Annotated in this window: 23 protein-coding genes; 9 read left to right on the top strand and 14 right to left on the bottom strand. The window is 69.2% G+C overall.

The window, feature by feature from the left end; all coding sequences use genetic code 11:
• Positions 1-285 precede the first annotated feature (285 nt).
• The 4 genes from sucD to ACU5AP_RS03455 all read right to left on the bottom strand — a co-directional run bounded on the left by sucD (position 286) and on the right by ACU5AP_RS03455 (position 6,324).
• Positions 286-1,188, bottom strand: a complete 903-nt coding sequence (sucD, locus tag ACU5AP_RS03470) for a succinate--CoA ligase subunit alpha (protein WP_003166454.1) — start codon at positions 1,186-1,188, stop codon at positions 286-288.
• 46 nt (positions 1,189-1,234) lie between these two features.
• On the bottom strand, positions 1,235-2,425 hold the full coding sequence (gene sucC, locus ACU5AP_RS03465; protein WP_088410684.1) for an ADP-forming succinate--CoA ligase subunit beta: 1,191 nt from the start codon (positions 2,423-2,425) through the stop codon (positions 1,235-1,237).
• A 164-nt stretch (positions 2,426-2,589) separates the two neighbouring features.
• The gene (locus ACU5AP_RS03460; protein ID WP_003166456.1) at positions 2,590-3,963 is read right to left on the bottom strand and encodes a spinster family MFS transporter; all 1,374 of its coding nucleotides are present in this window, start codon (positions 3,961-3,963) and stop codon (positions 2,590-2,592) included.
• Between the two features lie 135 nt (positions 3,964-4,098).
• A complete protein-coding gene (locus ACU5AP_RS03455; protein ID WP_088412018.1) occupies positions 4,099-6,324 on the bottom strand; it encodes a TonB-dependent receptor in 2,226 nt (741 codons plus the stop codon).
• A 177-nt stretch (positions 6,325-6,501) separates the two neighbouring features.
• On the opposite strand from ACU5AP_RS03455, the gene ACU5AP_RS03450 reads away from it, so the two are divergent.
• A complete protein-coding gene (locus ACU5AP_RS03450; protein ID WP_088410686.1) occupies positions 6,502-7,230 on the top strand; it encodes a TetR/AcrR family transcriptional regulator in 729 nt (242 codons plus the stop codon).
• On the top strand, positions 7,227-8,009 hold the full coding sequence (locus ACU5AP_RS03445) for a LytTR family DNA-binding domain-containing protein (RefSeq protein WP_446680785.1): 783 nt from the start codon (positions 7,227-7,229) through the stop codon (positions 8,007-8,009). Before ACU5AP_RS03450 ends, ACU5AP_RS03445 begins: the two co-directional genes overlap by 4 nt.
• Positions 8,010-8,013: 4 nt before the next feature.
• On the opposite strand, the gene ACU5AP_RS03440 is transcribed toward ACU5AP_RS03445, so the two are convergent.
• From ACU5AP_RS03440 to ACU5AP_RS03430, 3 genes are all read right to left on the bottom strand, one after another.
• The gene (locus ACU5AP_RS03440) at positions 8,014-8,994 is read right to left on the bottom strand and encodes a magnesium transporter CorA family protein (protein ID WP_128719130.1); all 981 of its coding nucleotides are present in this window, start codon (positions 8,992-8,994) and stop codon (positions 8,014-8,016) included.
• A 224-nt stretch (positions 8,995-9,218) separates the two neighbouring features.
• Positions 9,219-10,694, bottom strand: coding sequence for a carotenoid oxygenase family protein (locus ACU5AP_RS03435; protein WP_128719131.1), 1,476 nt, complete (start codon positions 10,692-10,694; stop codon positions 9,219-9,221).
• Positions 10,695-10,718: 24 nt separating this feature from the next.
• Positions 10,719-11,153 (bottom strand): DUF2141 domain-containing protein, encoded by a 435-nt coding sequence (locus tag ACU5AP_RS03430; RefSeq protein WP_191001877.1) that lies wholly within the window; start codon positions 11,151-11,153, stop codon positions 10,719-10,721.
• A gap of 218 nt (positions 11,154-11,371) precedes the next feature.
• On the opposite strand from ACU5AP_RS03430, the gene rpe reads away from it, so the two are divergent.
• The gene (rpe, locus tag ACU5AP_RS03425; protein ID WP_128719133.1) at positions 11,372-12,055 is read left to right on the top strand and encodes a ribulose-phosphate 3-epimerase; all 684 of its coding nucleotides are present in this window, start codon (positions 11,372-11,374) and stop codon (positions 12,053-12,055) included.
• Entirely contained in the window at positions 12,052-13,866 is a 1,815-nt protein-coding gene (locus ACU5AP_RS03420) for a heparinase II/III family protein (RefSeq protein ID WP_128719134.1), read from the top strand. Before rpe ends, ACU5AP_RS03420 begins: the two co-directional genes overlap by 4 nt.
• Here ACU5AP_RS03420 and ACU5AP_RS03415 read toward each other — a convergent pair.
• Positions 13,863-14,252: a GIY-YIG nuclease family protein gene (locus ACU5AP_RS03415; protein WP_128719135.1), complete on the bottom strand. Its 390-nt coding sequence runs from the start codon at positions 14,250-14,252 to the stop codon at positions 13,863-13,865. The genes ACU5AP_RS03420 and ACU5AP_RS03415 overlap by 4 nt on opposite strands.
• A 142-nt stretch (positions 14,253-14,394) precedes the next feature.
• Between ACU5AP_RS03415 and purH the strand changes: the two genes are divergently transcribed.
• Positions 14,395-15,999, top strand: a complete 1,605-nt coding sequence (gene purH / locus ACU5AP_RS03410) for a bifunctional phosphoribosylaminoimidazolecarboxamide formyltransferase/IMP cyclohydrolase (RefSeq protein ID WP_003166464.1) — start codon at positions 14,395-14,397, stop codon at positions 15,997-15,999.
• Between the two features lie 111 nt (positions 16,000-16,110).
• On the opposite strand, the gene ACU5AP_RS03405 is transcribed toward purH, so the two are convergent.
• Together ACU5AP_RS03405 and ACU5AP_RS03400 are read right to left on the bottom strand one after the other, a co-directional pair.
• On the bottom strand, positions 16,111-16,926 hold the full coding sequence (locus ACU5AP_RS03405; RefSeq protein WP_003166465.1) for a siderophore-interacting protein: 816 nt from the start codon (positions 16,924-16,926) through the stop codon (positions 16,111-16,113).
• A complete protein-coding gene (locus ACU5AP_RS03400) occupies positions 16,923-17,528 on the bottom strand; it encodes a PadR family transcriptional regulator (RefSeq protein ID WP_164917975.1) in 606 nt (201 codons plus the stop codon). The genes ACU5AP_RS03405 and ACU5AP_RS03400 overlap by 4 nt, the downstream gene beginning before the upstream one ends.
• 102 nt (positions 17,529-17,630) lie before the next feature.
• Here ACU5AP_RS03400 and ACU5AP_RS03395 point away from each other — a divergent pair, with 102 nt between their 5' ends.
• Genes ACU5AP_RS03395 through ACU5AP_RS03385 form a run of 3 tightly spaced genes read left to right on the top strand, consistent with a single transcriptional unit; the run spans position 17,631 to position 19,818 of the window.
• Entirely contained in the window at positions 17,631-18,380 is a 750-nt protein-coding gene (locus ACU5AP_RS03395; RefSeq protein WP_003166467.1) for a dienelactone hydrolase family protein, read from the top strand.
• A gap of 57 nt (positions 18,381-18,437) precedes the next feature.
• A complete protein-coding gene (locus ACU5AP_RS03390) occupies positions 18,438-18,926 on the top strand; it encodes an Rrf2 family transcriptional regulator (protein ID WP_088491485.1) in 489 nt (162 codons plus the stop codon).
• Positions 18,895-19,818 (top strand): NAD(P)/FAD-dependent oxidoreductase, encoded by a 924-nt coding sequence (locus tag ACU5AP_RS03385; RefSeq protein ID WP_223850630.1) that lies wholly within the window; start codon positions 18,895-18,897, stop codon positions 19,816-19,818. Before ACU5AP_RS03390 ends, ACU5AP_RS03385 begins: the two co-directional genes overlap by 32 nt.
• A gap of 5 nt (positions 19,819-19,823) precedes the next feature.
• Here the strand turns inward: ACU5AP_RS03385 and ACU5AP_RS03380 are convergent, their stop codons facing one another.
• Genes ACU5AP_RS03380 through trpS form a run of 3 tightly spaced genes read right to left on the bottom strand, consistent with a single transcriptional unit; the run spans position 19,824 to position 22,090 of the window.
• A complete protein-coding gene (locus tag ACU5AP_RS03380) occupies positions 19,824-20,288 on the bottom strand; it encodes an OsmC family protein (protein WP_128719138.1) in 465 nt (154 codons plus the stop codon).
• Positions 20,289-20,321: 33 nt separating this feature from the next.
• Positions 20,322-21,047 (bottom strand): GNAT family N-acetyltransferase, encoded by a 726-nt coding sequence (locus ACU5AP_RS03375; protein ID WP_128719139.1) that lies wholly within the window; start codon positions 21,045-21,047, stop codon positions 20,322-20,324.
• Between the two features lie 5 nt (positions 21,048-21,052).
• Entirely contained in the window at positions 21,053-22,090 is a 1,038-nt protein-coding gene (trpS, locus tag ACU5AP_RS03370; RefSeq protein ID WP_128719140.1) for a tryptophan--tRNA ligase, read from the bottom strand.
• A gap of 250 nt (positions 22,091-22,340) precedes the next feature.
• Here trpS and ACU5AP_RS03365 point away from each other — a divergent pair, with 250 nt between their 5' ends.
• Positions 22,341-22,844 carry a hypothetical protein gene (locus ACU5AP_RS03365; protein WP_128719141.1) on the top strand — a complete coding sequence of 168 codons (504 nt, stop codon included), beginning with the start codon at positions 22,341-22,343 and terminating at the stop codon, positions 22,842-22,844.
• On the opposite strand, the gene murJ is transcribed toward ACU5AP_RS03365, so the two are convergent.
• Positions 22,839-24,536, bottom strand: coding sequence for a murein biosynthesis integral membrane protein MurJ (gene murJ / locus ACU5AP_RS03360; protein WP_446680784.1), 1,698 nt, complete (start codon positions 24,534-24,536; stop codon positions 22,839-22,841). The two genes, ACU5AP_RS03365 and murJ, sit on opposite strands and share 6 nt — an antisense overlap.
• Between the last annotated feature and the right edge of the window lie 15 nt (positions 24,537-24,551).

Genomic DNA, 24,551 nt, shown 5'->3' with positions numbered 1-24,551 from the left:
GAATTTGGTCGAATCGGCAAGAAAAAACGCCCCCGGACGATTCCAGAGGCGTTACAAAAGGTCACACGGCGCGAAAAACACCCCCGGAACGCGGATAGATTAGACTTTGGTCCAATCCGCCGGCCCGCCTGACGCCGAACCCACCCTTAAGTGAATCCGACGCTCAAGCAGCGAGCGACCGCGTCGCGAGCGTTAGCGCCGCGCCTCCAAAGAGGCGCTGAAGCAGCAAGCCGCCGCGCGGCGAGCGATAGCGCCCGCACGCGCAGCGTGCGCTGCTGAAGGGCCTCAGCCCTTCAGCACTTCAACCAAGGTCGCGCCTAGACGCGCCGGTGACGGCGAGACGCGGATGCCCGCAGCCTCCATGGCGGCGATCTTGGATTCCGCATCGCCCTTGCCGCCCGAGACGACGGCGCCGGCGTGGCCCATGGTGCGGCCCTTCGGAGCCGTACGGCCCGCGATGAAGCCGGCCATCGGCTTCTTGCGGCCCTTCTTGGCTTCGTCGATCAGGAACTGGGCGGCGTCTTCTTCAGCCGCGCCGCCGATTTCGCCGATCATGATGATGGACTCGGTGGCGTCGTCGGCCAGGAACATCTCCAGCACGTCGATGAACTCAGTGCCCTTGACCGGGTCGCCGCCGATGCCGACGGCCGTGGTCTGGCCCAGGCCCTCGTTCGTGGTCTGGAACACGGCTTCATAGGTCAGGGTGCCCGAACGCGAGACGATGCCGACGTTGCCCTTCTTGAAGATGTTGCCCGGCATGATGCCGATCTTGCACTCTTCGGGGGTCAGGACGCCGGGGCAGTTCGGGCCCAGCAGGCGCGAGTTCGAACGGTCCAGACGGGCCTTGACGCGGACCATGTCCTGCACCGGGATGCCTTCGGTGATGCAGGTGATGAAGGGGATCTCGGCGTCGATGGCCTCGATGATGGCGTCGGCCGCGCCTGCCGGCGGGACGTAGATGACCGTGGCGTCGGCGCCGGTGCGCTCCTTGCCTTCGGCGACCGAGGCGAAGATGGGCAGGGTTTCGCCGTGCGAGCCGGTCCAGGTCTGGCCGCCCTTGGTCGGGTGCACGCCGCCGACCATCTTGGTGTTGTAATAGGCCAGCGCCTGTTCGGTGTGGAAGCCGCCGGTCTTGCCGGTCAGGCCCTGGACCAGGATCTTGGTGTCTTTGTTGACGAGGATGGACATGTGTCTGTGCTCTGAATTCTGTGTGTCTGCTGGGCGGTAGCGGCGCTTACGCGACCGCCGCGACGATCTTCTGGGCGGCGTCGTCCAGGTCGTCGGCGGCCTGGATGGTCAGGCCCGACTCGTTCAGGATCTTCTTGCCCAGCTCGGCGTTCGTGCCTTCCAGACGCACGACCAGCGGCACCTTCAGGCCCACTTCCTTCACCGCAGCGACAACGCCCTCGGCGATGACGTCGCACTTCATGATGCCGCCGAAGATGTTGACCAGGATGCCCTCGACCTTCGGGTCGGCGGTGATGATCTTGAAGGCCGCGGCGACCTTGTCCTTGCCGGCGCCGCCGCCGACGTCGCAGAAGTTGGCGGGCTCCTTGCCGTACAGCTTGATGATGTCCATCGTCGCCATGGCCAGACCGGCGCCGTTCACCATGCAGCCGATGTTGCCGTCGAGGGCTACATAGGCGAGGTCCCACTTCGAGGCCTCGATCTCCTTGGCGTCTTCCTCGGTCTCATCGCGCAGGGCGCGGATGTCTTCGTGGCGGTACAGGGCGTTGCCGTCGAAGCTGACCTTGGCGTCCAGAACGCGCAGATGGCCGTTCTCCATGACGATCAGCGGGTTGATCTCGAGCATGTCCATGTCCTTCTCGACGAAGGCCTTGTACAGGATCGGGAACAGCGACTTGCCGTCTTCGGCCGCGTCGCCCGTCAGCTCCAGCGCCGCGTTGATGGCGGCGATGTTCTCGGCGGTGACGCCGGCTTCCGGATTGATGGCGATGGTGTGGATCTTTTCCGGGGTGGCGTGGGCCACTTCCTCGATGTCCATGCCGCCTTCGGTCGAGACGACGAAGGCCGTCTGACCGACCGAGCGGTCGACCAGCAGCGAGCAGTACAGCTCACGGGCGATGTCGGCGCCGTCTTCGATGTACAGGCGGTTGACCTGCTTGCCGGCCTCGCCCGTCTGGGCGGTGACCAGGGTGTTGCCCAGCATTTCCTTGGCGTGGGCGACGGCTTCCTCGATCGAGAAGGCCAGACGCACGCCGCCCTTGGCGTCGGCGGGCAGCTCCTTGAACTTGCCCTTGCCGCGGCCGCCGGCGTGGATCTGCGACTTCACGACATAGAGCGGGCCAGGCAGCTGCTTGGCGGCGGCTTCGGCCTGGTCGGCCGAGGTGATGGCCACGCCGGCCGCGACCGGGGCGCCGTAGCCCTTGAGGACCTGCTTGGCCTGATACTCGTGAATGTTCATGTCTGATCCGCGCCGTTAGGGAGGTTTGTGGAAACTTTGGCCGCGCTTATAGGCGTCGCGCCTTCGCCTGCGCAACCGCCTGTCGTCTTATGGCCTCATGAGGATTTTCTTATGCCGGGCGGCGGGCTGGCCTCAGGCCGCCGCCCGGTCCGTCTTCGGGACGACTAGTCGACCCAGTCCTTCTTGAGCGTGCGCGAGGCGCCGAACAGCAGGGCCGAGGACAGCAGGTAGAAGCCCATGCCGGTATAGATGGCCCAACGCAGGCTCTCTTCCCCGAAGGTCGGGCGCAGCAGGTCGCTCATCCAGCCGAAGTAGTAGATGCCGACGGCGATCCCCAGCAGGTTGTTGATCAGCAGGAACAGGGCCGAAGCCGTGGTCCGCATGGCGGGCGTCGCCAGATGCTGCACCGCCGCCGTGATCGGCCCCAGCCAGGTCAGGTTCAGCCCCGTCGGGATCAGGAAGATCAGGAAGGCCATGGTCAGGGCCGCGGCCCCGTTGGGATCGGAGCCGGGCATGACGGCGCCCACCACCGCGCCCGAGTTCATCGCCAGGATGAAGCAGGGCACCGAGATCAGGAAGGCGATCGCCGGCGTCAGCGGATAGGCGGCCTTGGACTTCTTGCCCAAGCGGTCGGCCATCGAGCCGCCCAGCCAGATGCCCGCCACCCCGCCGACTAGGACGATGGCTGAATAATACCAGGCTGTCTGCGACAGGGTCAGGCCGAAGCTGCGCATGAAGAAGCTGGGCAGCCAGGCGGCTACGCCATAGCCGCACACCGAAGACGCAGCCGCGCCGAACGACAGCAGCCAGAAGCTGGGCTTGGGCGCCAGGGTGCGCACCACCTCCATGAACGGCGGGGCTTTCGGCGCTTCAACCGGCGCCGCCGCGGGTGCGGCGGGCTCCACATCCAGTCCGCCGCGCTTGGGATCCTTGACCGTCAGGCGCAGCACCGGCGCGACCAGCACCCCCAGGACGCCCACCACGATGAAGGCCGTGCGCCAGCCGTAGGTCGCCGCCAGCAGGCCGCCGACCAGGGTGCCCGCCGCCATGCCCAGCGGGATGCCGAAGGCATAGGCCGCCAGGGCCCGCGCGCGCTGGGACTTGGGAAAATAGTCGGCGATCAGGGAATAGGCCGGGGCCACCCCGCCCGCCTCGCCGATGCCCACGCCCATGCGGCACAGGAACAGCGAGCCGAAGCCGCCCGCCAGGCCGCACAGGGCGGTGAAGCCCGACCAGACGGTCAGGGCGCCGGTCATGATCCACACCCGGCTGAACCGATCGGCCAGCCAGGCGATGGGGATGGCCAGGGTCGAATAGAGCAGGGCGAAGGCCAGCCCCCCCAGCAGGCCGAACTGGCTGTCGCTGAGGTTGAACTCGGCTTTCAGCGGCGCGGCCAGGATGCCGATGATCTGTCGATCCAGGAAGTTCAGCATGTAGATGAGGATCAGGATCCCCAGCACATAGTAGCGATAGCCCGGCGACGCGGCGCGCGCGTCGACCGTCCCTGCATCGGCCTTGGCGGCCTCGATCTGGCTCATGGGCGTTCCCCGACTGGTTTCTTGAGGCGACGGTAGCGGCCCTGCCGCCGCGCGCCACGAAAAAAGAAAGGCGGCGGCTCCCACGAACCGCCGCCCGCGATCAGATGATCAGGCGTTCAGGAGAAATGACCCGGATCAGAACTTCAGCCCGACCGTGGCCGTGACGGTGCGCGGGGCGCCGTAGTAGCCGATCAGGGAGTCGCCGAAGAGGGCGCCCGGGAAGACATAGCCGCCCACGCGATACTGCTCGTCCGACAGGTTCTTGCCGTGGACGCCGACCGTCAGGCGATCGTTCGAGGAGGTCCACACCAGGCTGGCGTCGAACATCCAGAAGGCTTCCTGGTCGAGGATCGGGCTGGCCGTCTCGAACAGCTGATAGTCGCCGCGATAGGAAGCCGACGGAATGAAGGCCAGGCTCGAGCCGTTCTCCATCCAGTGGGTGTAGGTGGCCCCGATCGAGCCGGTCCATTCCGGCGTGTTCTGGAAGTCGCGCTGATCGGAGACGTCGACGACGCAGCCCGGCTGGGTCGGGCAGCTGGAGTTCAGCGGACCGGTCGGGATGTAGGCCATGAACTGCTCGAACTTGGCGTCCGTATAGCTCAGCATGCCGTTCAGCGTCAGGTTGTCGGTGACGCGCAGACGCCCCTCGAACTCCCAACCGCGGATGCTGGACGAACCGACGTTGTCGACCACCGAGGCGACCGTCGCGCCGGCCGGGTACTGGGTGGTGATCTGCTGATCCTCATACGAGGAATCATAGATGGCCGTGGCGAAGTTCAGGCGGTTGTCGAACAGCGAACCCTTCAGGCCGATCTCCCAGGTCTCGACCGTCTCGGGCCGATAGCCCTTGACCGTGTCGGGATACAGGACGGCGTCGCCGCGCATGTCGAACCCGCCCGACTTGAAGCCTTCGCCCCACGACACATAGGTCGTCAGATCCGGGGTCAGCTTGTAGGAGACGCTGACGCGCGGCGTGAACTTCTCGAACTCCTTCGTGGCAGTGTAGTCGGTGCGCGGCGCGGCGATCGGCACGGCGGCGCCGTTGCCGAAACCGGGGCTGCGAATGCCCAGATACTGTCGACGGAAGACGGTTCCGGTCTTCTCGTCGTGGGTCCAGCGGGCGCCGACCGACACCGACAGGGCGTCCGTCACGTCATAGGAGAAGTCGCCGAAGACGGCGTAGCTCTTGGTGTCCACCGAACCGGAGGTCAGGGTGGTCAGGTTCGCCAGACCCAGAACGGTGTCGAAGGCGCCCGACGCCGTGGCGTCCAGGTAATAGACGCCGGCCACGCCCGACCAGCGGTCGCCGCTGAAGACGGCCTGGAATTCCTGGCTGAACTGATCGTCGTCGTAACGAGCCGGAATGTCGAGGATCGGCGCCGGCAGGTTGTCGAAGTCGATGTTGCCGCGCGTCAGGCCGTCGCGTTGAGCCGTGACCGACTTCAGCGTCAGCCACTCATTGACGTTCCACTCGCCGGTCAGCGACAGCCCCTTGGACTCGACCCGGTTCGCATCGCCTGCGCCTGCGTTGGTGTCGTAGACGTCGGCCGGGCTCGGGGCCAGTTCACGGTGGCCGTGACGGGCGTTGGAATCGTCCTTCACGATGTCGCCGGCCAGGCGGAAGAACAGGTTGTCCGTCGGCGTCCATTCGGCGCTGAATCGGGCCGCCGTCACATCCTTGTTGTAGTGCTCATTGCCCGTGTTCAGGTTCGTGCCGTAGCCGTCGCGCAGATAGCGGGCGACCGCCGCCGAGACCGCGAACTTGTCGTTGAAGGGCAGCTCGGCCGAAGCGACCAGATCGCGCTGGTTATAGCTGCCGTAGGAGGCGCGGACCTGGCCCTGAGGCTCATCGGCGTCGATGCGCTTGGTGACGTATTTGATCGCGCCGCCGATGGTGTTGCGGCCGTAGAGCGTGCCTTGGGGACCGCGCAGGATCTCGATGCGCTGAATGTCGAAGATGTCCAGAACGGCCGCCTGCGGGCGGGCGATGTAGACGTCGTCCATATAGAGGCCGACGCCCGGCTCGAAGCCCCACAGCGGGTCTTGCTGACCCACGCCGCGGATGAAGGAGATCAGGGTGGAGTTGGAGCCGCGGGCCGCCTGCAACGTCAGGCTCGGCGCCGAACGGGTCAGTTCGGTGATGTCGGCCGAACCCTTCTGCTCCAGTTGCTCAGCCGAGAAGGCGGAGACCGCCACCGGCACGTCCTTCAGCGCTTCGTCGCGACGGCGCGCGCTGACGATGATGTCGTCGACGGACGAAACCTGCTCGCCGACAGGCGCCGCCTCCTGAGCTTGCGCCGCAGTGGTCATCACGCCGAAAGCGGCGCCCGCCAGCAAGGCGGTCTTCACGAGTCTGTTCATGTGCATCCCAATCTTGTTTCCGGCCCGATCGACGCTTTTATTCAGCGTTCAATGATTTTTTGCATTGGTGACGATCTTTCGCCCGCCTGTCAAACGGCCAAGCCTGATTTCCGTCACGGAAAGGCCCGCCCTGTGGCGCCGTTGCACTAACCCCCAAAGCGCGACTAGCTTCCGGCCATGACGAAAAGTGATCTGCCGCCGCCCCAGATTCCGCCGCTGCCCGCCGCCCCCGCGCGGCGCGGGCGTCCCAAGAAGACCAAGGCGGCCGCGGCGGGCGAGACGCGCGACGCCATCCTGAACGCGGCCGAGGATCTGTTCTCCAAGCACGGCTTCTACGGCGTCACCATCCGCGAGGTGGCGCGCGAGGCGGGCGTGGATACGGCCCTGGTCCACTATTATTTCGGGGCCAAGAAGGAGCTGTTCGACGCCGTCTTCAATCGCCGCGCCGAGGTGTGGAACGCCGAGCGCGTCGCCGCCATCGACCGCTACGCCGAGGCGGCGGGCGACGCCATGACGCTGGAGGGGTTGTTCGAGGCCTTCCTGCGCCCGCCGTTCCAGTGGTCGCTGAAGGGCGGGCCGGGGTGGAAGCACTACGCCGCCCTGGTGGCCCAGACCAACGCCAACCCCGCCTTCGGCGGCGAGACCATGGCCCGCTATTTCGACCCGGCGATCCGACGCCTGCTGGAACTGGTCAAGCGCATCATGCCCGAGGCGGACGAGGCCGACCTCTACTGGGCCTATCACAATCTGTCGGGGGCCCTGACCCTGACCCTGGGCGAGACGGGTCGCCTCGACCGCCTGTCGGGCGGGCTGTGCCAGTCGGGCGATCTGGACAGCGCCTGCGACTACATGGTGCGTTTCGCCGCCGCCGGGTTCCGCGCCGTCTGCGGTCCGACGCGCGCATGACGCCTCGACTTGATTTCTCGCCGGGCTCCCAGGCGCGCGACTTCCTGCGCGGCCTGGCGATGGCCGTGGGTGCCGGCGTCTTCCTGGCGCTCGGCGGAGCCTTCGGCTCCAACGGCGCGCCGCTGGCGCAGCGTCTGGTCTATTGGGTGCCCGTACTTGTCGTCGGCGGCCTGTGGGGGCACCTGTGCAGCCTGCTGGTCGAGCGGTTCATCGACGTGGATGCGCGTCCCTGGCTGGGCGCCGCCGCCCTGACCCTGGTCATCACCGGGCCGTTGACGCTCATGGTCTGGGCCATGACCGGCCTGATGTTCGAAGGACGTCTGCGCCACGCCGACGACCTGCGTCACTTCTTCCCGCCGGTCGCCCTGATCACCGCCGTGCTCAGCATCCTGAACATCTTCCTGGGCCGCAAGCAGCCGATCGAGACCCACGCCGCCGCGCCCGGCGCCGCGCCTGCCCGCTTCCTCGACCGCCTGCCGCCTCGCTTGCGCGGCGCGCGGCTGATCGCGGTCCAGGCCGAGGACCACTATCTGCGCCTTCATACCGACAGAGGCTCGGACCTGATCCTGATGCGGCTGTCCGACGCCCTGGGCGAACTGGAGGGGCTGGAAGGCGCCCAGACCCACCGCAGCTGGTGGGCGGCCAAGGGCGCCGTGGCCTCGGTCGCGCGCGGCGACGGCCGCGCCGCCCTGACGCTGGACGGCGGCCCCGGCGGCGAACTGGTCGTCCCCGTCAGCCGCCGCTACGCCAAGGCCCTGCGCGACGCGGGTTGGTGGTGAGCCCCTACAGCCAGCGCTTCTTGCGGAAGAAGAAGTAGGGCAGGGCGGCCGACAGGATCATCGCCCCCACCGCCGCGGGATAGCCGTAGCGCCATTGCAGCTCGGGCATGACCTCGAAATTCATACCGTAGATGGAGGCGATCAGCGTCGGCGGCAGCAGGGCCACGGCCGCGACCGAGAAGATCTTGATGATCTGGTTCTGCTCCAGATTGATCAGGCCCAGGGTGGCGTCCATCAGGAAGCTCACCTTGGACGACATGGAGACGCTGAGTTCGCTCAGCGCCGCCGCATCGCGTTGCAGCAGGCGCACGGTCTGGCGCGCCTCGCGGTCCGCCTTGCCCCCGGCGCGCGCGCCCGACAGCGCCGCGTGATAGGCCAGCAAGCGCTGCAGGCTGGACAGGCTCTCGCGGATCAGGGCCAGGAAGTCGCCCGCCCGGCCGATGTCCTGGATCACCAGTTGCAGGTTGTGGCTCTCCACCGCCTTGGGATCGCGCTTTCGGAAGATCTGGCGCGAGATGGCGTCCAGCTCCAGCCCCTTGGCCTCCAGGGCGTCGGCGTAGCGGTCGATGGCGGCCTCGATCAGCCCCATCATGATGGCCTCGCCGCCGGCCAGCTTCTCGCCCGGCTTATGGGTGGCGCGAGCGATGAACAACTGGAAGGAGCGCGGCTGGCCGTAGCGCACCGTCACCAGCCGCCCGCCCTTGAGAATGAAGGTCACGGGCGTCTTGACCGGGTCGTGGGTCTCCAGGTCCGTGGCCACGGCGGCGATCATGAAGACGCCGCCGTCTTCGGCGTACAGGCGGGCCGACGGCTCGACATCGTCCATCTCGTCCCGGCTGGGGATGTCGATGCCGGTCAAGGTCTCCAGCGCCGCCACCTCATCGGCGGTCGGGGAGACGAGGTCGATCCAGCAGGCGGGACCGTGATCCACGGCCGTGTCCAGGCGCACAAGCCGATCGGCGCGCCAGTCATAGGCGTTCAGCATAAGTCGCTTCCTTTCGCGAGGACGCCCTCGCGCGGAAGCGGAGCGTCCTCAGAGCGTCGAAGAAGTTGAGGACGGACTTCGGTCTTCGGGGTTCATCTGAGGGTTTCCAAAAAGACGCCGCCCCAGGATAGGCATCTGGGCGGCGAAGGGGTCTTGGCCCGTTCGGCGGCGGGGGTCAACCGCGCGCCGACGGACCGCAACGAGGCGATGGCGCGGTGTGGCTTTCACGCCCAGTTCCCATGAAACGCCGCCGGCAGGGCCACGTCAGCGCGCCAGGTGGCGACCGGGCCGTCCTCGACGTGCATCAGATCCAGGACGTGCAGTTCGCTGACCCCCGCCTTCAGATTGATGGTCGGACCGACCAGCCAGGCGTCGGCCTCGTGCGTCCCGCCGGGCTTGGGGACGTAGACCATCTCGTCCGTCACATGGCCGGGACCGAAGTCAAAGGACCGCGTGCGGCCGGACGACCAGTCGGTGACGGCGACCGCCGAAGCCAGGGGCCTGTCGGCGCGCTCTCCCGTGGTGTGCAAGCTGAAGCGACGCGCCAGGCCGGCGCGGCGCGGGTCGCTGCGGGGGAACTCGCCGACGACGCCGGTCCGCTCCAGCCGCCCGCGCCCGTTCGGCGATAGCACGACCATGGCCAGCTCGGCCGGTTCGCCGCCCAGCGGCACGCCGTTCAGCACCTCCTGGGCGCCGCGCGCGGCGAAGTCCATGTCCTTGTGCGCGCACAGGTCGAAGCGGATCGTGCCGTCCGCCTCGTCCCAGGCGTCGCCGACGTGGAAAAAGCCGAAGGGCGGCAGGTCGTAGATCCGTCGCTGGGTCAGGTCGGCCTTGTCGACCACCAGCACCTGCGTCCCCGCCTCGGGCGTCCAGTCGAAGCCCGCCGACATCGGCGCGACGTTGCGGACATGCACCCACGGCTGCAGCACGACGACCAGATGCCGGGCCGTGGCGCTGAAGTCGTGGATGTAGCTGGCGCGCGGCAGGGCGATCATCTCGGCGTCTTCCAGCGCGCCGTCCGCCGCTAGACGCCAGACCATGGCCTGCTTGCCGTTTACGCCCAGGTTCCAGATGCGGCCGTCCGGCTCGATGCGCGGATGGGCCAGGAAGGGCATGTTCTTCAGATCGGGCCGCAACGTGACGAAGTCCTCGGTCTCCAGCGTCTCGGGGTCCATGGCCAGGGGCGAGCCCGCCTCCCACAGGGCCCACAGCTTGCCGCCGACCTTGTGCACCGAGGTGTTGGCCGGACTGGCGTCGTCAGCCGAGCCGATGCGGGCCCGCGGATCGCCGACCGTGCCGAAGCCGGGCATCAGCATGGCGCCGACCTCGGTCTCCTGGCGCCGCTTGCGGGTGTCGGCGAAGCGGGCGGCCAGGCTGGCCTGACCGTCCTGCACCCGCCAGCGGCGGATCAGGCCGTCGCCGTCGAACCAGTGCTGGGATGAACCGCCGGGCCGCCGGAACTTGGCCGGACCGTTGCGATAGAGGCTGCCCGACAGCCCCTGCGGCGCCCGGCCGCGCACCAGACGCAGGGCGCGCGGGGCGATGTCGCCCTCGACGTCGGCGGTGGCCAAGGACCAGTCGGCGGTCGCCGCCAAGGCTTGCAGAGCATAGGCCCGATCAGGGGCCAGGACGCGGGCGGCGGCCAAAGCGCCGGAAAGGGCGGCGGCGCCCATGAACAGGGTGCGGCGGGTCGGGGTCATGGCGGTCTCTTCAGACAACAAGGCTTAGCGGATGCGGATGGTCTGGGCTGTGGCGCCCGAGACGTCGAAGCGGGCGCGGTCCCACCTGGCCGGCCCCATGTTGCCGACGGCGTTGTTGGAGAAGGCGAAGGGTTCGGTCGGCATGCCGAACGGATTCACGTCCATCTTTCCGTTGCCGTTGACGTCGTGGAACGCCTTCATGCCGTAGGCGCCCGCGGGCAGGTTCTCGAACACGGCGGCGCGCTCGCCCGCCGCCACATCGACCCGCGCCGCGCGGCTGGGCGCGCCGCTCTCATAGGCCGCCTCATCGGCGTAGAGGGCGACCATGACGGCGCCGGTCTCGGCCCCCGTCTCGAAGGTGAAGGTCAGGCGGCTGTCGGCGGATTGGGCGACGGCCGGAACGGCGACGGACAGAGGGGCGGCGGCGAGGGCGGCGGCGATAACGACAAGGCGGATCATGGAGAGCGTCCTTATGGGCGGGGCGAGAAGTCATCGCCTTCCTTCCTCGCCGTGCCGAACCCCGCCAGCGGCCTTGCGTCCACGACCGCCGCGTCTTCGCCAACGACCACCGCCCGCCGTTCACGAAGCGCCAATGAACAGCTTGTCGTCGCCAGGATGCGGCCTGCGTCAGCGGCCCGGCTTGCTCCCCGCGCCGAGGGGCCCTAAGTCGCAGAACCATGACCCAGACGCCCGCGACCGCCGCCCCGCTGATCTGCCCCTCCATCCTGGCCAGCGACTTCTCCAAGCTGGGCGAGGAGATCCGCGCCCTGGAAGCCGCCGGAGCCGACTGGATCCACGTCGACGTCATGGACGGCCACTTCGTGCCCAATCTGACCATCGGCCCGGACGTGGTGAAGGCCCTGCGCCCGCACACCAGCCTGCCGTTCGACGTGCACCTGATGGTCGCCCCGGTCGACAACTGGCTGGAGGCCTTCCGCGCCGCCGGCGCCGACGTCATGAGCGTCCACCCCGAAAGCGGCCCGCACGTCCACCGCACCCTCGGCCAGATCCGCCAGCTGGGCGCCAAGGCGGGCCTGGTGTTCAACCCGGCCACGCCGCTGAGCGTGCTGGAGGAGGCCGTCGATCTGGTCGACCTGGTGCTGATCATGTCGGTGAACCCCGGCTTCGGCGGTCAGAAATTCATCGAGACCTCGCTGAGGAAGATCGAGCGCGCACGCGCCATCCTCGACCGCGCCGGGTCCAAGGCCCACCTGCAGGTCGACGGCGGCGTCGTGGCCGCCAACGCCGGGGCCTGCGTCGCCGCCGGGGCCGACGCCCTGGTCGCCGGCTCCTTCGTCTTCAAGGGCGGACCGGACGCCTATGCCGCCAACATCCAGGCCCTGAAGGCCGCCGCCGCGTGAGCCCCCTCGGCCCCTTCGCCCCGCGCGACAGCGACGTCCCCCTGGCCGAGGGGCACATCCCCGGCCTGAAGGGCGCGCCCATGCGCACCCCCGTCCGCGCCGCTTCCGGCGCCCGGCCCGATCCGCGCCTGTGGGCCTCGGTCGCCAAGGGGCTGGCCGCGCGCCAGCTGTGGGTCGAGCTGTACGGCCTGCCCGGCTACGGCCTGACTCTGGGCGGACCGACTGCCGAGGGCTTCGCCGTCAGCCCGCGCGATTTCCGCCCCCTGCCCGAGGAAGCCCCGCGCCCCCTGCTGTCGGGCAAGTTGACGCTGGCGGGCCTGAGCCTGGACGCCGACAGCCCGGTGGCGCTGTGGAACAGCCCCACCCCCAGCCGCGCCTTCGCGGTCGAGCTGCACAGCTTCAACTGGATGCCCGCCATGATGGCCCAGGGCGATCGCGGCGCGCGCGAGGCCCTGGCCATGACCTTGGCCTGGCGCGAGGTGTTCAGCCGCTGGTCGCCCTTTTCCTGGGATCCCGACATCCTGGCCCGCCGCGTCTATCACCTGGCCTGCGCCGGACGGCGGCTGGCGGGCGCAGCCACCGAGGTCGAGCGGCTGCAGCTGACCGACATCCTGGCCCATCAGGCGCGCCAGCTGCTGCGGCCGCCTGGCGGGATCATGGGCCGGGCCGAGCGCCTGACCGCCGCCGCCGTCGCGGGCTGCGCCCTGAGCGGCAAGGCCGGCGCCGCCATCCGCAACAAGGCGCTGAAACGTCTGCCCGGCGCCCTGGCCGCCACCGTCGCCCCTGACGGCGCCCACGCCACGCGCGCGCCGGAGATGGGGCTGGAGCTGCTGCTCGACCTGCTGACGCTGGACGACGCCCTGGCCCAGCTGTCGGAGGTGACGCCCGAGCCGGTGGCCGAGGCCATCTCACGCCTGACCCTGGCCCTGCGCGTTCAGACCCTGCCCGACCGCCGCCTGGCCGTGTTCCAGGGCGGCGGCCCCTCGACGCCGGAACGCATCGCCGCCGCCCGCGCCCATGACGATGCGCCCGCCGCCCCGCCCAGCGGCGCCGTCGGCGGGCTGCTGCGCGTCTCCAGCCCGCTGCTGACCGTCATGATCGATGTCGAGGCCCCGGCCCGCAACGCCTGGTCGGCCGCCGCCTGCGGCCAGCCCGCCGCGCTGGAGGTCGTTTGCGGCCGCGACCGCCTGTTCACCTCGGCCGGGTGGACGCCGCGCGCCCTGGACCGCCAGGCCCTGCGCCTGACGCCCGGCGCCTCGACCCTGACCCTGGGCGAACAACCGCTGGGCGAACCGCTGTCCGGCTGGAAGAGCGAGCTTCTGGGTCCGCGCCTGGTCGGCCCCGCCCTGCACGTCACGCGCCAGCATCAGGAAGGCGACGGCGCCGTCTGGCTGGAGGTCGAGCACGACGGCTGGATGCCGCTCTATGGTCTGATGCATCAGCGCCGCCTCTACATCGATCAGCGGCTGGATGAACTGCGCGCCGAAGAGCGGCTGCATCCGCCCGAAGGCCGCCCAGAAGCGACCCGCGCCATCGCCGCCCCCTACGCCCTGCGCTTCCAGCTGGAACCGGGCGTCCAGGCCTCGCTGGCCCGCGACCGCCGCTCCATCCTGCTGCGCGGCCCGTCCGGGCGCGGCTGGTGGTTCCGCAGCGACGGCCCCGACGTGGCCATCGAGCCCGCCATCCACATCGACGAGGGCCTGACCCGCCGTTCCTTGCAGATCGTCGTGCGCGGCTCGGCCCGCACCGACGCCGAGACCAAGGTGCGCTGGAAGCTGAGCCCCGCGGGCGCGAGCGGCGACCCGAGCTAAACGTCGTCGAGGCGGCGGAGGAGGGCCCTGACGCTTCCTTCCCCCTCTCCGTCATCCTCGGGCTTGACCCGAGGATCAGGCGCCAGTCCACACAGGCTGGGATAGAGGTCTTGCCACTGCGGATTGGTCTGCTCGACCAGCTCCAACTTCCATGTCCGGTTCCAGCGCTTGAGGGCCTTCTCGCGCTTGATCGCCTCTGTGACGAAGCCGTGCCTCTCGTACCAGACCAGGGTTTTGCAGCCGTATCGTTGAGCGAAGCCTTCGATGCGGTCCTCACGATGCTGACGAGTACGCTCGTACAGGTTCGAGGTCATGCCGACATACAGAACGCCGAGTGGGCGGCTGGCCAGAATATAGGTGGCGATGAAGGGACGGCGCTCGTTCATATGCCGTCGAGTGGCGGACAACTCGATCCTCGGGTCAAGCCCGAGGATGACGGTGTGGAGGGAAGCCAAGGGCTGACGCCGCGCCCCGTTGGTGCTAGAGGCCCCGCCATCTCCCCGCCCCAGCCGTAAACGGACGCCGCCCATGCCCGCCGCTCCCGACTTTCCGCCCGCCCCGGACGCGATCAAACCCGTCCGCGCCCTGATCTCCCTGTCGGACAAGGCGGGGCTGGAAGACGCCGCGCGCACCCTGGCCGGCCTGGGCGTCGAACTGGTCTCGACCGGCGGCACCAAGGCGGCGATCGCGGGCTTCGGCCTGCCGGTCAAGGACGTGGCCGATCTGACCGGCTTCCCGGAAATGATGGACGGCCGGGTCAAGACCCTGCACCCGGTGGTGCACGGCGGCCTGCTGGGCGTGCGCAACGCCCCGGCCCACGCCGCCGCCATGACCGAGCACGGCATCGGCCCGATCGACATCGTCTGGATCGACCTCTATCCGTTCGAGAAGACGGTCGAGCAGGGCGGCGGCTTTGAAGCGGCCATCGAGAACATCGACATCGGCGGCCCGGCCATGATCCGCTCGGGCTCGAAGAACCACGGCCACGTCGCCGTCGCCGTGGACGCCGAGAGCATCGGCCTGATCGTCGAAGCGCTGAGGGCCGACGGTTCGACCACCCTAGCCCTGCGCAAGCAGTTGGCCGCCCGCGCCTTCGCCCGCACCGCCGCCTATGACGCCGCCGTCTCGACCTGGTTCGCCGGCCAGTTGAACGACGCCGCCCCGGCGCGCAAGTCGATCGCCGGTTCGCTGGCCCAGACGCTGCGCTATGGCGAGAACCCGCATCAGACCGGCGCCTTCTACCGCACCGGCGAGAAACGTCCGGGCGTGGCCTACGCCACCCAGGTCCAGGGCAAGGAGCTGGGCTACAACAACATCGCCGACGCCGACGCCGCCTATGAGCTGGTGGCCGAGTTCGAGGCCCCGGCCTGCGTCATCGTCAAGCACGCCAACCCCTGCGGCGTGGCCGTCGGCGCCACCCTGTCGGAAGCCTACGCCCGCGCCCTGGAATGCGACGCGGTGTCGGCCTTCGGCGGCGTCATCGCCGTCAACCGCCCGCTGAACGGCGACGACGCGCGCGCCATCACCGACATCTTCACCGAGGTGGTCATCGCGCCGGGCGCCGACGACGAGGCCAAGGCCATCTTCGCCGCCAAGAAGAACCTGCGCCTGCTCATCACCGACGGCCTGCCCGACCCGCACGGCGCGGGCGAGGTGTTCCGCTCGGTGGCCGGCGGCTTCCTGGTCCAGTCGCGCGATCGCTCGCTGATCAAGCCGTCCGACCTGAAGATCGTCACGCGCCGCCAGCCGACGCCGACCGAGATCCAGGACATGCTGTTCGCCTTCACCGTGGCCAAGCACGTCAAGTCCAACGCCATCGTCTACGCCAAGGACGGCCAGACGGCGGGCATCGGCGCCGGCCAGATGAACCGTCGCGACAGCGCCCGCATCGCCGCCATCCGCGCCAAGGAAGCCGGCGAGGCCAAGGGTCTGGCCCACTCCCTGGCCGAGGGTTCGGCCTGTGCGTCGGAAGCCTTCTTCCCCTTCGCCGACGGCCTGCTGGAAGCCGTCGCCGCCGGGGCCACGGCGGTGATCCAGCCGGGCGGTTCGATCCGCGACGAGGAGGTCATCGCCGCCGCCGACGAACGCGGCATCGCCATGGCCTTCACCGGCGTGCGCGTCTTCCGGCACTAAGCTGGAAGGGCGCTAACGTGAGCCGCGCGGCGGCTCGCTACATGAGCGCAAGAAGAAGGGCGCTGCCGTCGTCGGCAGCGCCCTTTTCTTTGGCCAAGACCCGGTCGGGCCTCAGTCCTCGATCACCTCGTGCGAGCCGGTGCGGCCCAGGCGCCAGTAGCCGGCGACCTTCATCCATTTCTGGTTGAACGGCCGAGCCGCCAGCAACGCCGCCCGCATCGAGCGGGCGGCCGAGGACTCGCAGGCGACCCAGACATAGGCGTCGGCCGGGTCGATCCGTTTCGCCGCCGCGACCGCCGCCGCCGTCAGCGCCTCAGGGCGGCCGCGCGGGCCGCCGTTGCGATGCACCCAGACGATCTCGACGTTCGCAGGACTGGGCAGGTCCAGCTCTCCGCCGGCGTCGTTCACCTCGATGCAGGCGATGGCGCGCGCGGTCGCAGGCAGCTCCTCCAGGCGCCGAGCGATGGCGGGGATGGCCGCCTCGTCGCCGACGAGCAGGTGCTCGGCGAAGCTGGTCGGGATCAGGAAGGAGCCGCGCGGCCCGCCCAAACCCAGTTCGTCCCCCAGCCGCGCATCCTCGGCCCAAGCCGTCGCCGGACCGCCGTGACCGACGGCGAAGTCGATGGTCAGCCGCCGGTTCACGGAGTCGAATGCGCGCGGCGTATAGTCCCGCGCCACCGGCCGGGGCTCGGGAAACACAGGCCCGTCCGGCCCGAGCGTCGGCAGGACCAGAGGCTCGTCGCGCGGCGTGGGGAATATCTTCACATGGTCGTCGAAGCCGGGGCTGAAGAAGCCCTCCAGCTCATCGCCGGTCAGGACGATCCGCTTCAGCACCGGCGTCAGCTGCTCCACCGCCTCGACGCGGGCGCGGCGGAACTTGAGCTCATGCCGCACGCGGCGCGGTTGTCTCAGCAGGGCGTCGGTCATGCCTGTCTCACCTTTTCAGCTGCGGCTTCGATCAGATCGGCGATGGCCTCGACCTGGACCTCGCTCAGCGGCGGCTCCTGCGTCAGACGCTCATGGGCCGCCGCGCGGAAGGTCTCTATGGCCTGGGCGATGCGCGCCGGACGGTCGGCCCGGCCGCGCAGGGCCTTCATCTTGCGCTCGGCATGGGCCAGGGCCTCGACGTTCTCGACCAGCAGACGGCGCCCCTCGTCGGTGATCGCATAGCGTTTCTTTCCGCCCTCGGCGACGACGCTGACGGCGCCCATGTCCTCCAGCAGGGTCAGGCTGGGGTAGATGACGCCGGGACTGGGCGTATAGGCGCCGCCCATGCGCGCCTCGATGGCCTTGATCAGCTCATAGCCGTGGCTGGGCTTGTCCGCGATCAGCGACAGCAGCACCCAGCGCAGGGCGCCGTGTTCGAACATGCGGCCGCCGCCGCGTCGGCCGTGGCCCTCGCCGCGCATCCGGCCCTCGCCCAGGCGACGCCCTTCCGGCCGCATCGACCGAAACGGGCCGCCGTGGCCGCGCATGACGCCATGCTTCATGCCGCAGCCGCGCTTTCCGATCCCCTTGGATCCTCTCATTTCATCTCTCACTTCGATATATCTAACTTGCAAACAGATATATCGATATATCGAAAGCGCAAGACCCCTTTCTTCGGCGACGGGACGGACTAAGCTGCGCCGATGGACACCGTCGTCGCCCGCTGGGCCCAACTAGAGCCCCATGTTCACGTCGTCGGACCGGATGACGACAAGCGCCGCCCGGCGGTTCTGCTGTTCCACGGCTGCGGCGGGCTGCGGGCCCACTTGCCGCGCTACGCCGAGGCGGCGAAGGCGGCGGGCTGGCGCGCCGTCATCGTCGATTCCTACGGACCGCGCGGCTGGGGGCGGCCCTTCACCCTGACCACCGTCTGCACCGGTCTGCTGTTCCGGGGCTATGAGCGGGCGGGCGACGTGCTGGCGGCCATCCACGGGATTTCGCAGCGGCCCGACGTGGACTCCGCACAACTGGCGCTGGGCGGCTGGAGCCACGGCGGCTGGGCCGTCATGGAGATGATGAGCGAGACGCCCGAGCCCGGCCGCATGGGGGTCGCCGACCCGGCCAGCGTCGACCTGTCCGGCGTCAAGGCCGTCTGGCTGGCCTATTCCTATATCGGCCCCTGGGCCTTCAACCGGATGAAGCCCTGGCGGCACTGCCCGCGCGTCCTGGCTTTGACGGCCAAACGCGACCACCTGACCACCGTGCGCAACGCCGAACGGGTCAACGCCATGATCCGCGATTGCGGCTCGGAGGTCGAAAGCTGGGTCGCCGACGGCACCCACGCCTTTGACGAACCGACCAACAACGGCCCCATGCGCCACCACCCCGAACTGACCGAAGAGGCGCTGCGCCGCTTCACCGCCTTCCTCAAGGACAGCGCGCCTCACGCCTGAAAATAATCACGCGGCCGCGCCTTGACGCACGCCCCGTCACGTAACAATTGAAGTTACATGAAAAGAGACTCCCGCCTCTCCAACATTCTTCACGCCCTGCTGCACATGGCCGAGCACGAACAGCGCTGCGGCCGGCCGATGACCTCGGACATGCTGGCGACCTGCCTGTCGACCAATCCGGTCGTGGTTCGCCGCACCATGGCGGGCCTGCGCGAACAGGGGCTGGTCGTGTCCGAGAAAGGCCACGGCGGCGGCTGGCGGCTGGCGCGCCCGCTGGAGGCCGTCACCCTGGGCCAGGTTCACGCCGCCCTGGGCGAGCCCGGCCTGCTGCCGGAGGCGCCGCCGATCGAGGCCGAAGGCTGCCTGATCGAGGCGGCCGTCAACGACGCCCTGTCCGACACCTACGCCGCCGCCCGCGCCCTGCTGGCCGCGCGGCTGGACTCCATCACCCTGGCCGATCTGGCGGCGGACTTCTCGCGCCGGCTGGCCGCCTACCCCAAGAGAGACCTGCTCCATGCACACGCGCGAAAATCCGATGCCCCATGACGCCCTCGTCATCGGCGGCTCCTACGCGGGCCTGTCCGCCGCCCTGCAGCTGGTGCGGGCGCGCCGCCGCGTCCTGGTCATCGACGACGGCCGCCCCCGGAACCGCTTCGCCGCTCGCGCGCACGGCGTGCTGAGCAACGACGGCCGTCCGGGGTCTGAGATCGCCGCCGCCGCCCGCGCCCAGGTCGCGGCCTATCCCACCGCCGCCTTCCGCATGGCCGAGGCGGTGGACGCGACGCGCATCGACGGCGGCTTCTCGGTCGCCTTCGCCGACGGCAGCCGCACCATGGGCCGCCGCCTGATCCTGGCCCACGGGGTCGAGGACGTCCTGCCGGACCTGCCCGGCGTGAAAGAGCGTTGGGGTCGAACCGCCCTGCACTGTCCCTGGTGCCACGGCTATGAGGTCGGCGGCGGGCCGATCGGCGTTCTGGGGCGCGGCGACCATGCGGTCCAGTATGCCAGCGTCGTCGCCGAATGGGGCCAGGCTGTGCTGTTCATCGACCCGGCGCGCCTGAGCGAAGACGCCGCGCGCGTGCTGGCCCGACGCGGCGTGACCATCGAACCGACGCCCGTCGAACGGCTGGAAGGCGAGGCGCCGACCCTGACCGGGGCGCGGCTGGTCGACGGCCGCTTCATTCCGCTGAAGGCCGTCTTCGTCGGCGCCCATGTGCGGCAGTCCGGCGGCTTCGCCGAGCGCCTGGGCTGCGAGATGACAGACACCCCCATGGGCCGCATCGTCAAGGTCGACGCCCAGCAGCAGACCAGCCAGCCGGGCGTCTTCGCCGCCGGCGACCTGGCGCGGCCGGCGGGCAACATCACCCTGGCGACGACGGACGGCATGACCGCCGCCTACGCCGCCTTCCGCTCCCTGATCGAAGAGGAGACGGCCTGAGGACTTCAGCGCGGCTCGATCTTCACCTCGGCGCGAACCGAGTTGGCGATGTAGCAGACGTCATGGGCGCGATGATGCAGGTCGGCGATGGCCGCCGCATCCGGCAGCTTGTCGCCCGACCAGGTCACGGCCGGGCGCAGCACCACCTCGGTGATCGACATCTTGCCGCGCTCGTCCTTGCCCAGGGTTCCTTCGGCCTCGTCGTGATAGGAATCGACCACGAAGCCGTCCTTGCGGGCGTAGGCCAGGAAGAACAGCATGTGGCAGCTGGACAGGGCAGCGACCAGGGCTTCTTCCGGGTCCACCGCCGCCTCTTCCGACAGGGGCGGCGGGATCATGGGCGAGGGCGCCGACGACCCGCGCACCACCGCGCCGCCGTCGAAGCGCCATTCATGGCCGCGTCCGTATTTGTTGTCGCTGAAGGGCTGATCGCCCCGGTTCCATTCGACGACGGCGACGTGCTGGCTCATGACAGGCTCCGAAACAAAGGGTCGAAGCTTTAGCTAGGCGCCCGGTTCGGCTTTCGCCAGATCGCCCTTGGCCAGATCACCCTGAACCAACATCCTCATCTGCATCTGCGCGCGGATGGTGAAGCCCAGCGAACGATACAGAGCGATGGCCCCGGCGTTGTCGGCGTAGGAGTGCAGGAAGGCCGTCTCGCCCCGCGCCAGGATGCGCGCGATCACCGCCCGCATCAGCGCCCCGGCGTAGCCCCGCCCGCGCGCGTCGGGATGGGCGCAGACGCCCGAGACCTCGGTGAAGCCGTCGGGCTTCAGCCGCTCGCCCGCCATGGCCAGCAGCCGCCCGTCCTGCTTGACCCCGAAGAAGTCGCCCAGTCGGTGCGTCTTGTCGAAGAAGGGCCCCGGCTCGGTCAGCGTCGCCAAGGTCAGCATGGCGGGCGCGTCGGCTTCGGCCAGGGGCTCGATGGCGATGTCGCGCGCCTTGGCCGGGGTCAGGTCGGCCAGCACCATCTGCGTCAGCACCGCTTCCTTCAGCACCGTCAGGCCGGGCGGAACGGGGGGGCGCTCAGCCTCGACCGTGGCCAGCAGGCCCTCGGGCTGGTCCAGCGCCGAAATGGCCGTCAGGCTTTCCGGCGACTGATCGACGCTGGCGACGAAGACGCCGTAACCCGGCGCCAGCCGCAGCGCCCCGTCCGCGCCCACGGCCAGGGACGCCTGACGCGCGGACGTCAGGGCGTTCCAGACCGGGCGGTCGAGCGGGTGCGCCATTCGGCTCAGCCCTGCCAGAAGCCGACGATCTTCTTGACCTCGGCGATGGTCGGCTCGGCGATTTCGCGCGCCTTTTCGGCGCCCGCGGCCAGGGCGCGGTCGATCTCGGCCGGGTCGTTCATCAGGCGGCGCATCTCGGCGGTGACGTTCGCCATCGAGGACACGGCCAGTTCGGCCAGCTTGGGCTTGAAGGCGCCGAAGCCCTGGCCCGCGAACTCGGCCAGCACGGCCTCGCGCGTCGTGTCGGCCAGGGCGGCGTAGATGGCGACCAGGTTCTTGGCCTCAGCCCGGCCTTCCAGACCCTCAACGGTTTCCGGCAACGGCTCCATGTCGGTCTTGGCCTTGCGGATCTTGTTGGCGATGGCGTCGGCGTCGTCGGTCAGATTGATGCGCGACAGGTCCGACGGATCGGACTTGGACATCTTGGCCGCACCGTCGCGCAGGGACATGACCCGCGTCGCCGGACCCTGGATCAGCGGCTCGGGCAGGGGGAAGTAGCCCGGCGCGCCGAAGTCGTTGTTGAACTTCTGGGCGATGTCGCGGGTCAGCTCCAGATGCTGCTTCTGGTCCTCGCCGACCGGCACCTCGGTCGCCTTGTAGAGCAGGATGTCCGCCGCCTGCAGCACCGGATAGGTGTAGAGGCCGACGCTGGAGCGCTCCTTGTGCTTGCCCGACTTCTCCTTGAACTGGGTCATCCGGTCCAGCCAGCCCAGGCGGCCGACGCAGTTGAAGATCCAGGCCAGTTCGGCGTGGGCGGGCACGGCCGACTGCGGGAAGATGACCGCCTTGGCCGGGTCGAGGCCCGAGGCCAGATAGGCCGCCGCGATCTCGCGCGTCTGGGCGGCCAGCTTCTCGGGCTCCTGCCAGACGGTGATGGCGTGCATGTCGGCGACGAAGACGAACAGGGGCGCGCCCGTCTCCTGCAGTTCGGTGAAGCGCTTCAGCGCCCCCAGGTAGTTGCCCAGGTGCAGGGCGCCGGAGGCCTGGATGCCGGACAGGATGCGGCGCGGACCGGTGTATTGAGCCGGAGTCTGGTCAGTCATGATAGCGGATCTCGAAAATCGAAAGGCGAACGTCGGCGCACGTTTTCGCGTGCGAAAGAGGGACATGCGGAAGCACGGTGCGGCGGATCAGCCGCGCCATCGTCCATGAGCGAAAATTCGTCCCGAAAGCGCCATGTCCTCGCGCTTATCGATTCAAGGCGCGAAGGGCAACACTCCTGCGGCGGTTCGCGCGTCGCCGCGATCACGGAACGATGTTAGCCTCCTCTTCCATCGGCATGGAGGGAAGGACATGGACGAGTTCGAAGTCGCCCCGTCCGAGAGTTTCGACTCTCGTCAGGCGCTGACGCGGATGCTGGCGCTGCTGCGCCACCTGATCGACATGATCGCCGAGTTCAGGGAGACGCTGATCCTAACCAGCGGCGGCGACCCCGCCGATCCGGTGCTGGACGACGCCTTCCTGGCCGCCCGCAGTATGGCGCTGGAAGACGTCGACGCCCTGATCGCCTTGGTCGATGCGGCCGACTTCACCGCCCCGGCCATGGTCGAGCACCGCCTTCAGGGCGAGGCGCTGCGCTTCAAGATGCTGGCGATCCTGGCGGCCTATCGCCTGGTCGTCGCCGCCCAACCCAGCCGGAATCCGGGCATGAGCCGAGGCTGGTCCCTGTACCGCCGCGCCCTGCGCGGGACGCTGGCGGCCATCGACGGGCCGCTGGAATCCCTGACGGCGGCGCTCGGCGCCAAACAGGGTCTGGTGGAGTTCAAAAAGGCGCTGGAGGTTCTGCTGGACCTATGACCGGGCCGAGCGCCGGACCAGGCCCTTGACCTCGGCCACCGTCACGGCGCGCGTCAGGAAGGCCAGGACGACATAGGCCAGACCGCCCGCCGCCACGACCAGCAGCAGGGTGATCTCCTTGGCGCCGTGGGTCGAGCCCAGCATGGCCAGCAGGTCCGCGACCGGCGCCTGCAGCATCGGCCGCGCCCAGGAGGCGACGCCGACCACCGCCGCTAGGCCTGCGCTGGCCAGGGCGATGCGCCCCAGACGCCAGACCGCGCGCGGGCTGGGGCGGTAATGGCCGCGCCGCCACAGGGTCGCCGCCAGCAGGATGACGTTGGTCCAGGCCGAGGCGCTGACCGCCGCCGCAATGCCCGACACCCCCATGCCGAGATAGAACAGGCCGATCGCCAGCGCCGCGTTCACCGCCACCGACACCAGGGCGAACACCATGGGCCTGCGCGTATCGCCGCGCGCGAAGAAGGCCGGCGCCAGGATGCGGATCAGGACGAAGGCGGGCACGCCCCAGCCGAAATGCAGCAGGGCGTGAGCCGTGTTGACGGCGTCGATCTGAAGGAAGGCGCCGCGCGTGAACAGGGCGTCGATCAGGAAATAGGGCATGGCCATCAAGGCCGCCGCCGCCGGCAGGGTCAGGGCCATGGACAGGATCAGCGCCTCGTCCATCGAGGCCTGCTGCTGGCCGTGATCCTGCGACGCCACCGCCGCCGACAGCTTGGGCAGCAGGGCGATGCCGATGGCCACTCCGACCAGCCCCAACGGCAGCTGATACAGTCGGTCCGCCGTCGCCAGCCAGGTGCGGCCGCCGTCGACGAAGCTGGACAGGTTGCCGGAGATGAAGACGTTGATCTGGGTCGCGCTGTTGCCGATGGCGGCGGGAACGGCGGTGATGATGATGGCCTTCACCGCCGGGGTCATCTTCGGCAGGCTGAGGCGGATGTTCGCGCCCGCCCGGCGCGCCGCCCACCAGCACAGACCCGCCTGGGCCACGCCCGCGACCAGCACGGCCCATGAGGCGGCGTAGGCGGCCTCGATCTGGTCGCCCTTCGCCGGAATGACGGCGGCAAGCATGATCAGGTTCAGCAGGATCGGATAGGCGCCCGAGACAATGAAGCGCCCCCGCGCGTTCAGCACCCCGCTGAGCAGGGAGGCGATCGCCATACAGGGCAGGTAGGGCATGGTGATCTGGGTCAGGATCACCGCCAGCTTGAACCGCGCCGGATCGTCCAGAAAGCCGATGTTGATGACGGTCATCAGCCACGGCATGGCCAGCTGGGCGACCACGGTCAGGGCCACGGTGACGGCGGCCACGGCGGCCAGGGCGTCGGTCGCCACCTTGTCCGCCGCCGCCTCGCCCTCGCTCTTCAGCGTCTTGGCGTAGGCGGGCACGAAGGCGGCGGCGAAAGCGCCCTCGGCGAAGATGCGCCGGAACAGATTGGGGAAGTTCAGCGCCGTGTAATAGGCGTCGGCCGCCGGGCCCGCCGAGGCCCCCAGCGCCGCCGTGATGACCAGATCGCGCGCGAACCCCGCCAGACGGCTGAGCAGGGTCATGGCGCTGAAGATGGCCGAGGACCGCGCCACCCCGCCCGTCTTGGCTGTTGCAGCAGACGCAGGCCGCTGGACGACTGGTTCGACCGTGGCGTTTGCCGCAGAAATCCGCGCGGCCGGTTCGATGGGATCGGTCTTGTCGTTCACGGCTGTTCCTGCGCT

Source organism: Brevundimonas sp. RM1 (assembly GCF_052907225.1).
This window is presented reverse-complemented; position numbering and strand designations above follow the sequence as displayed.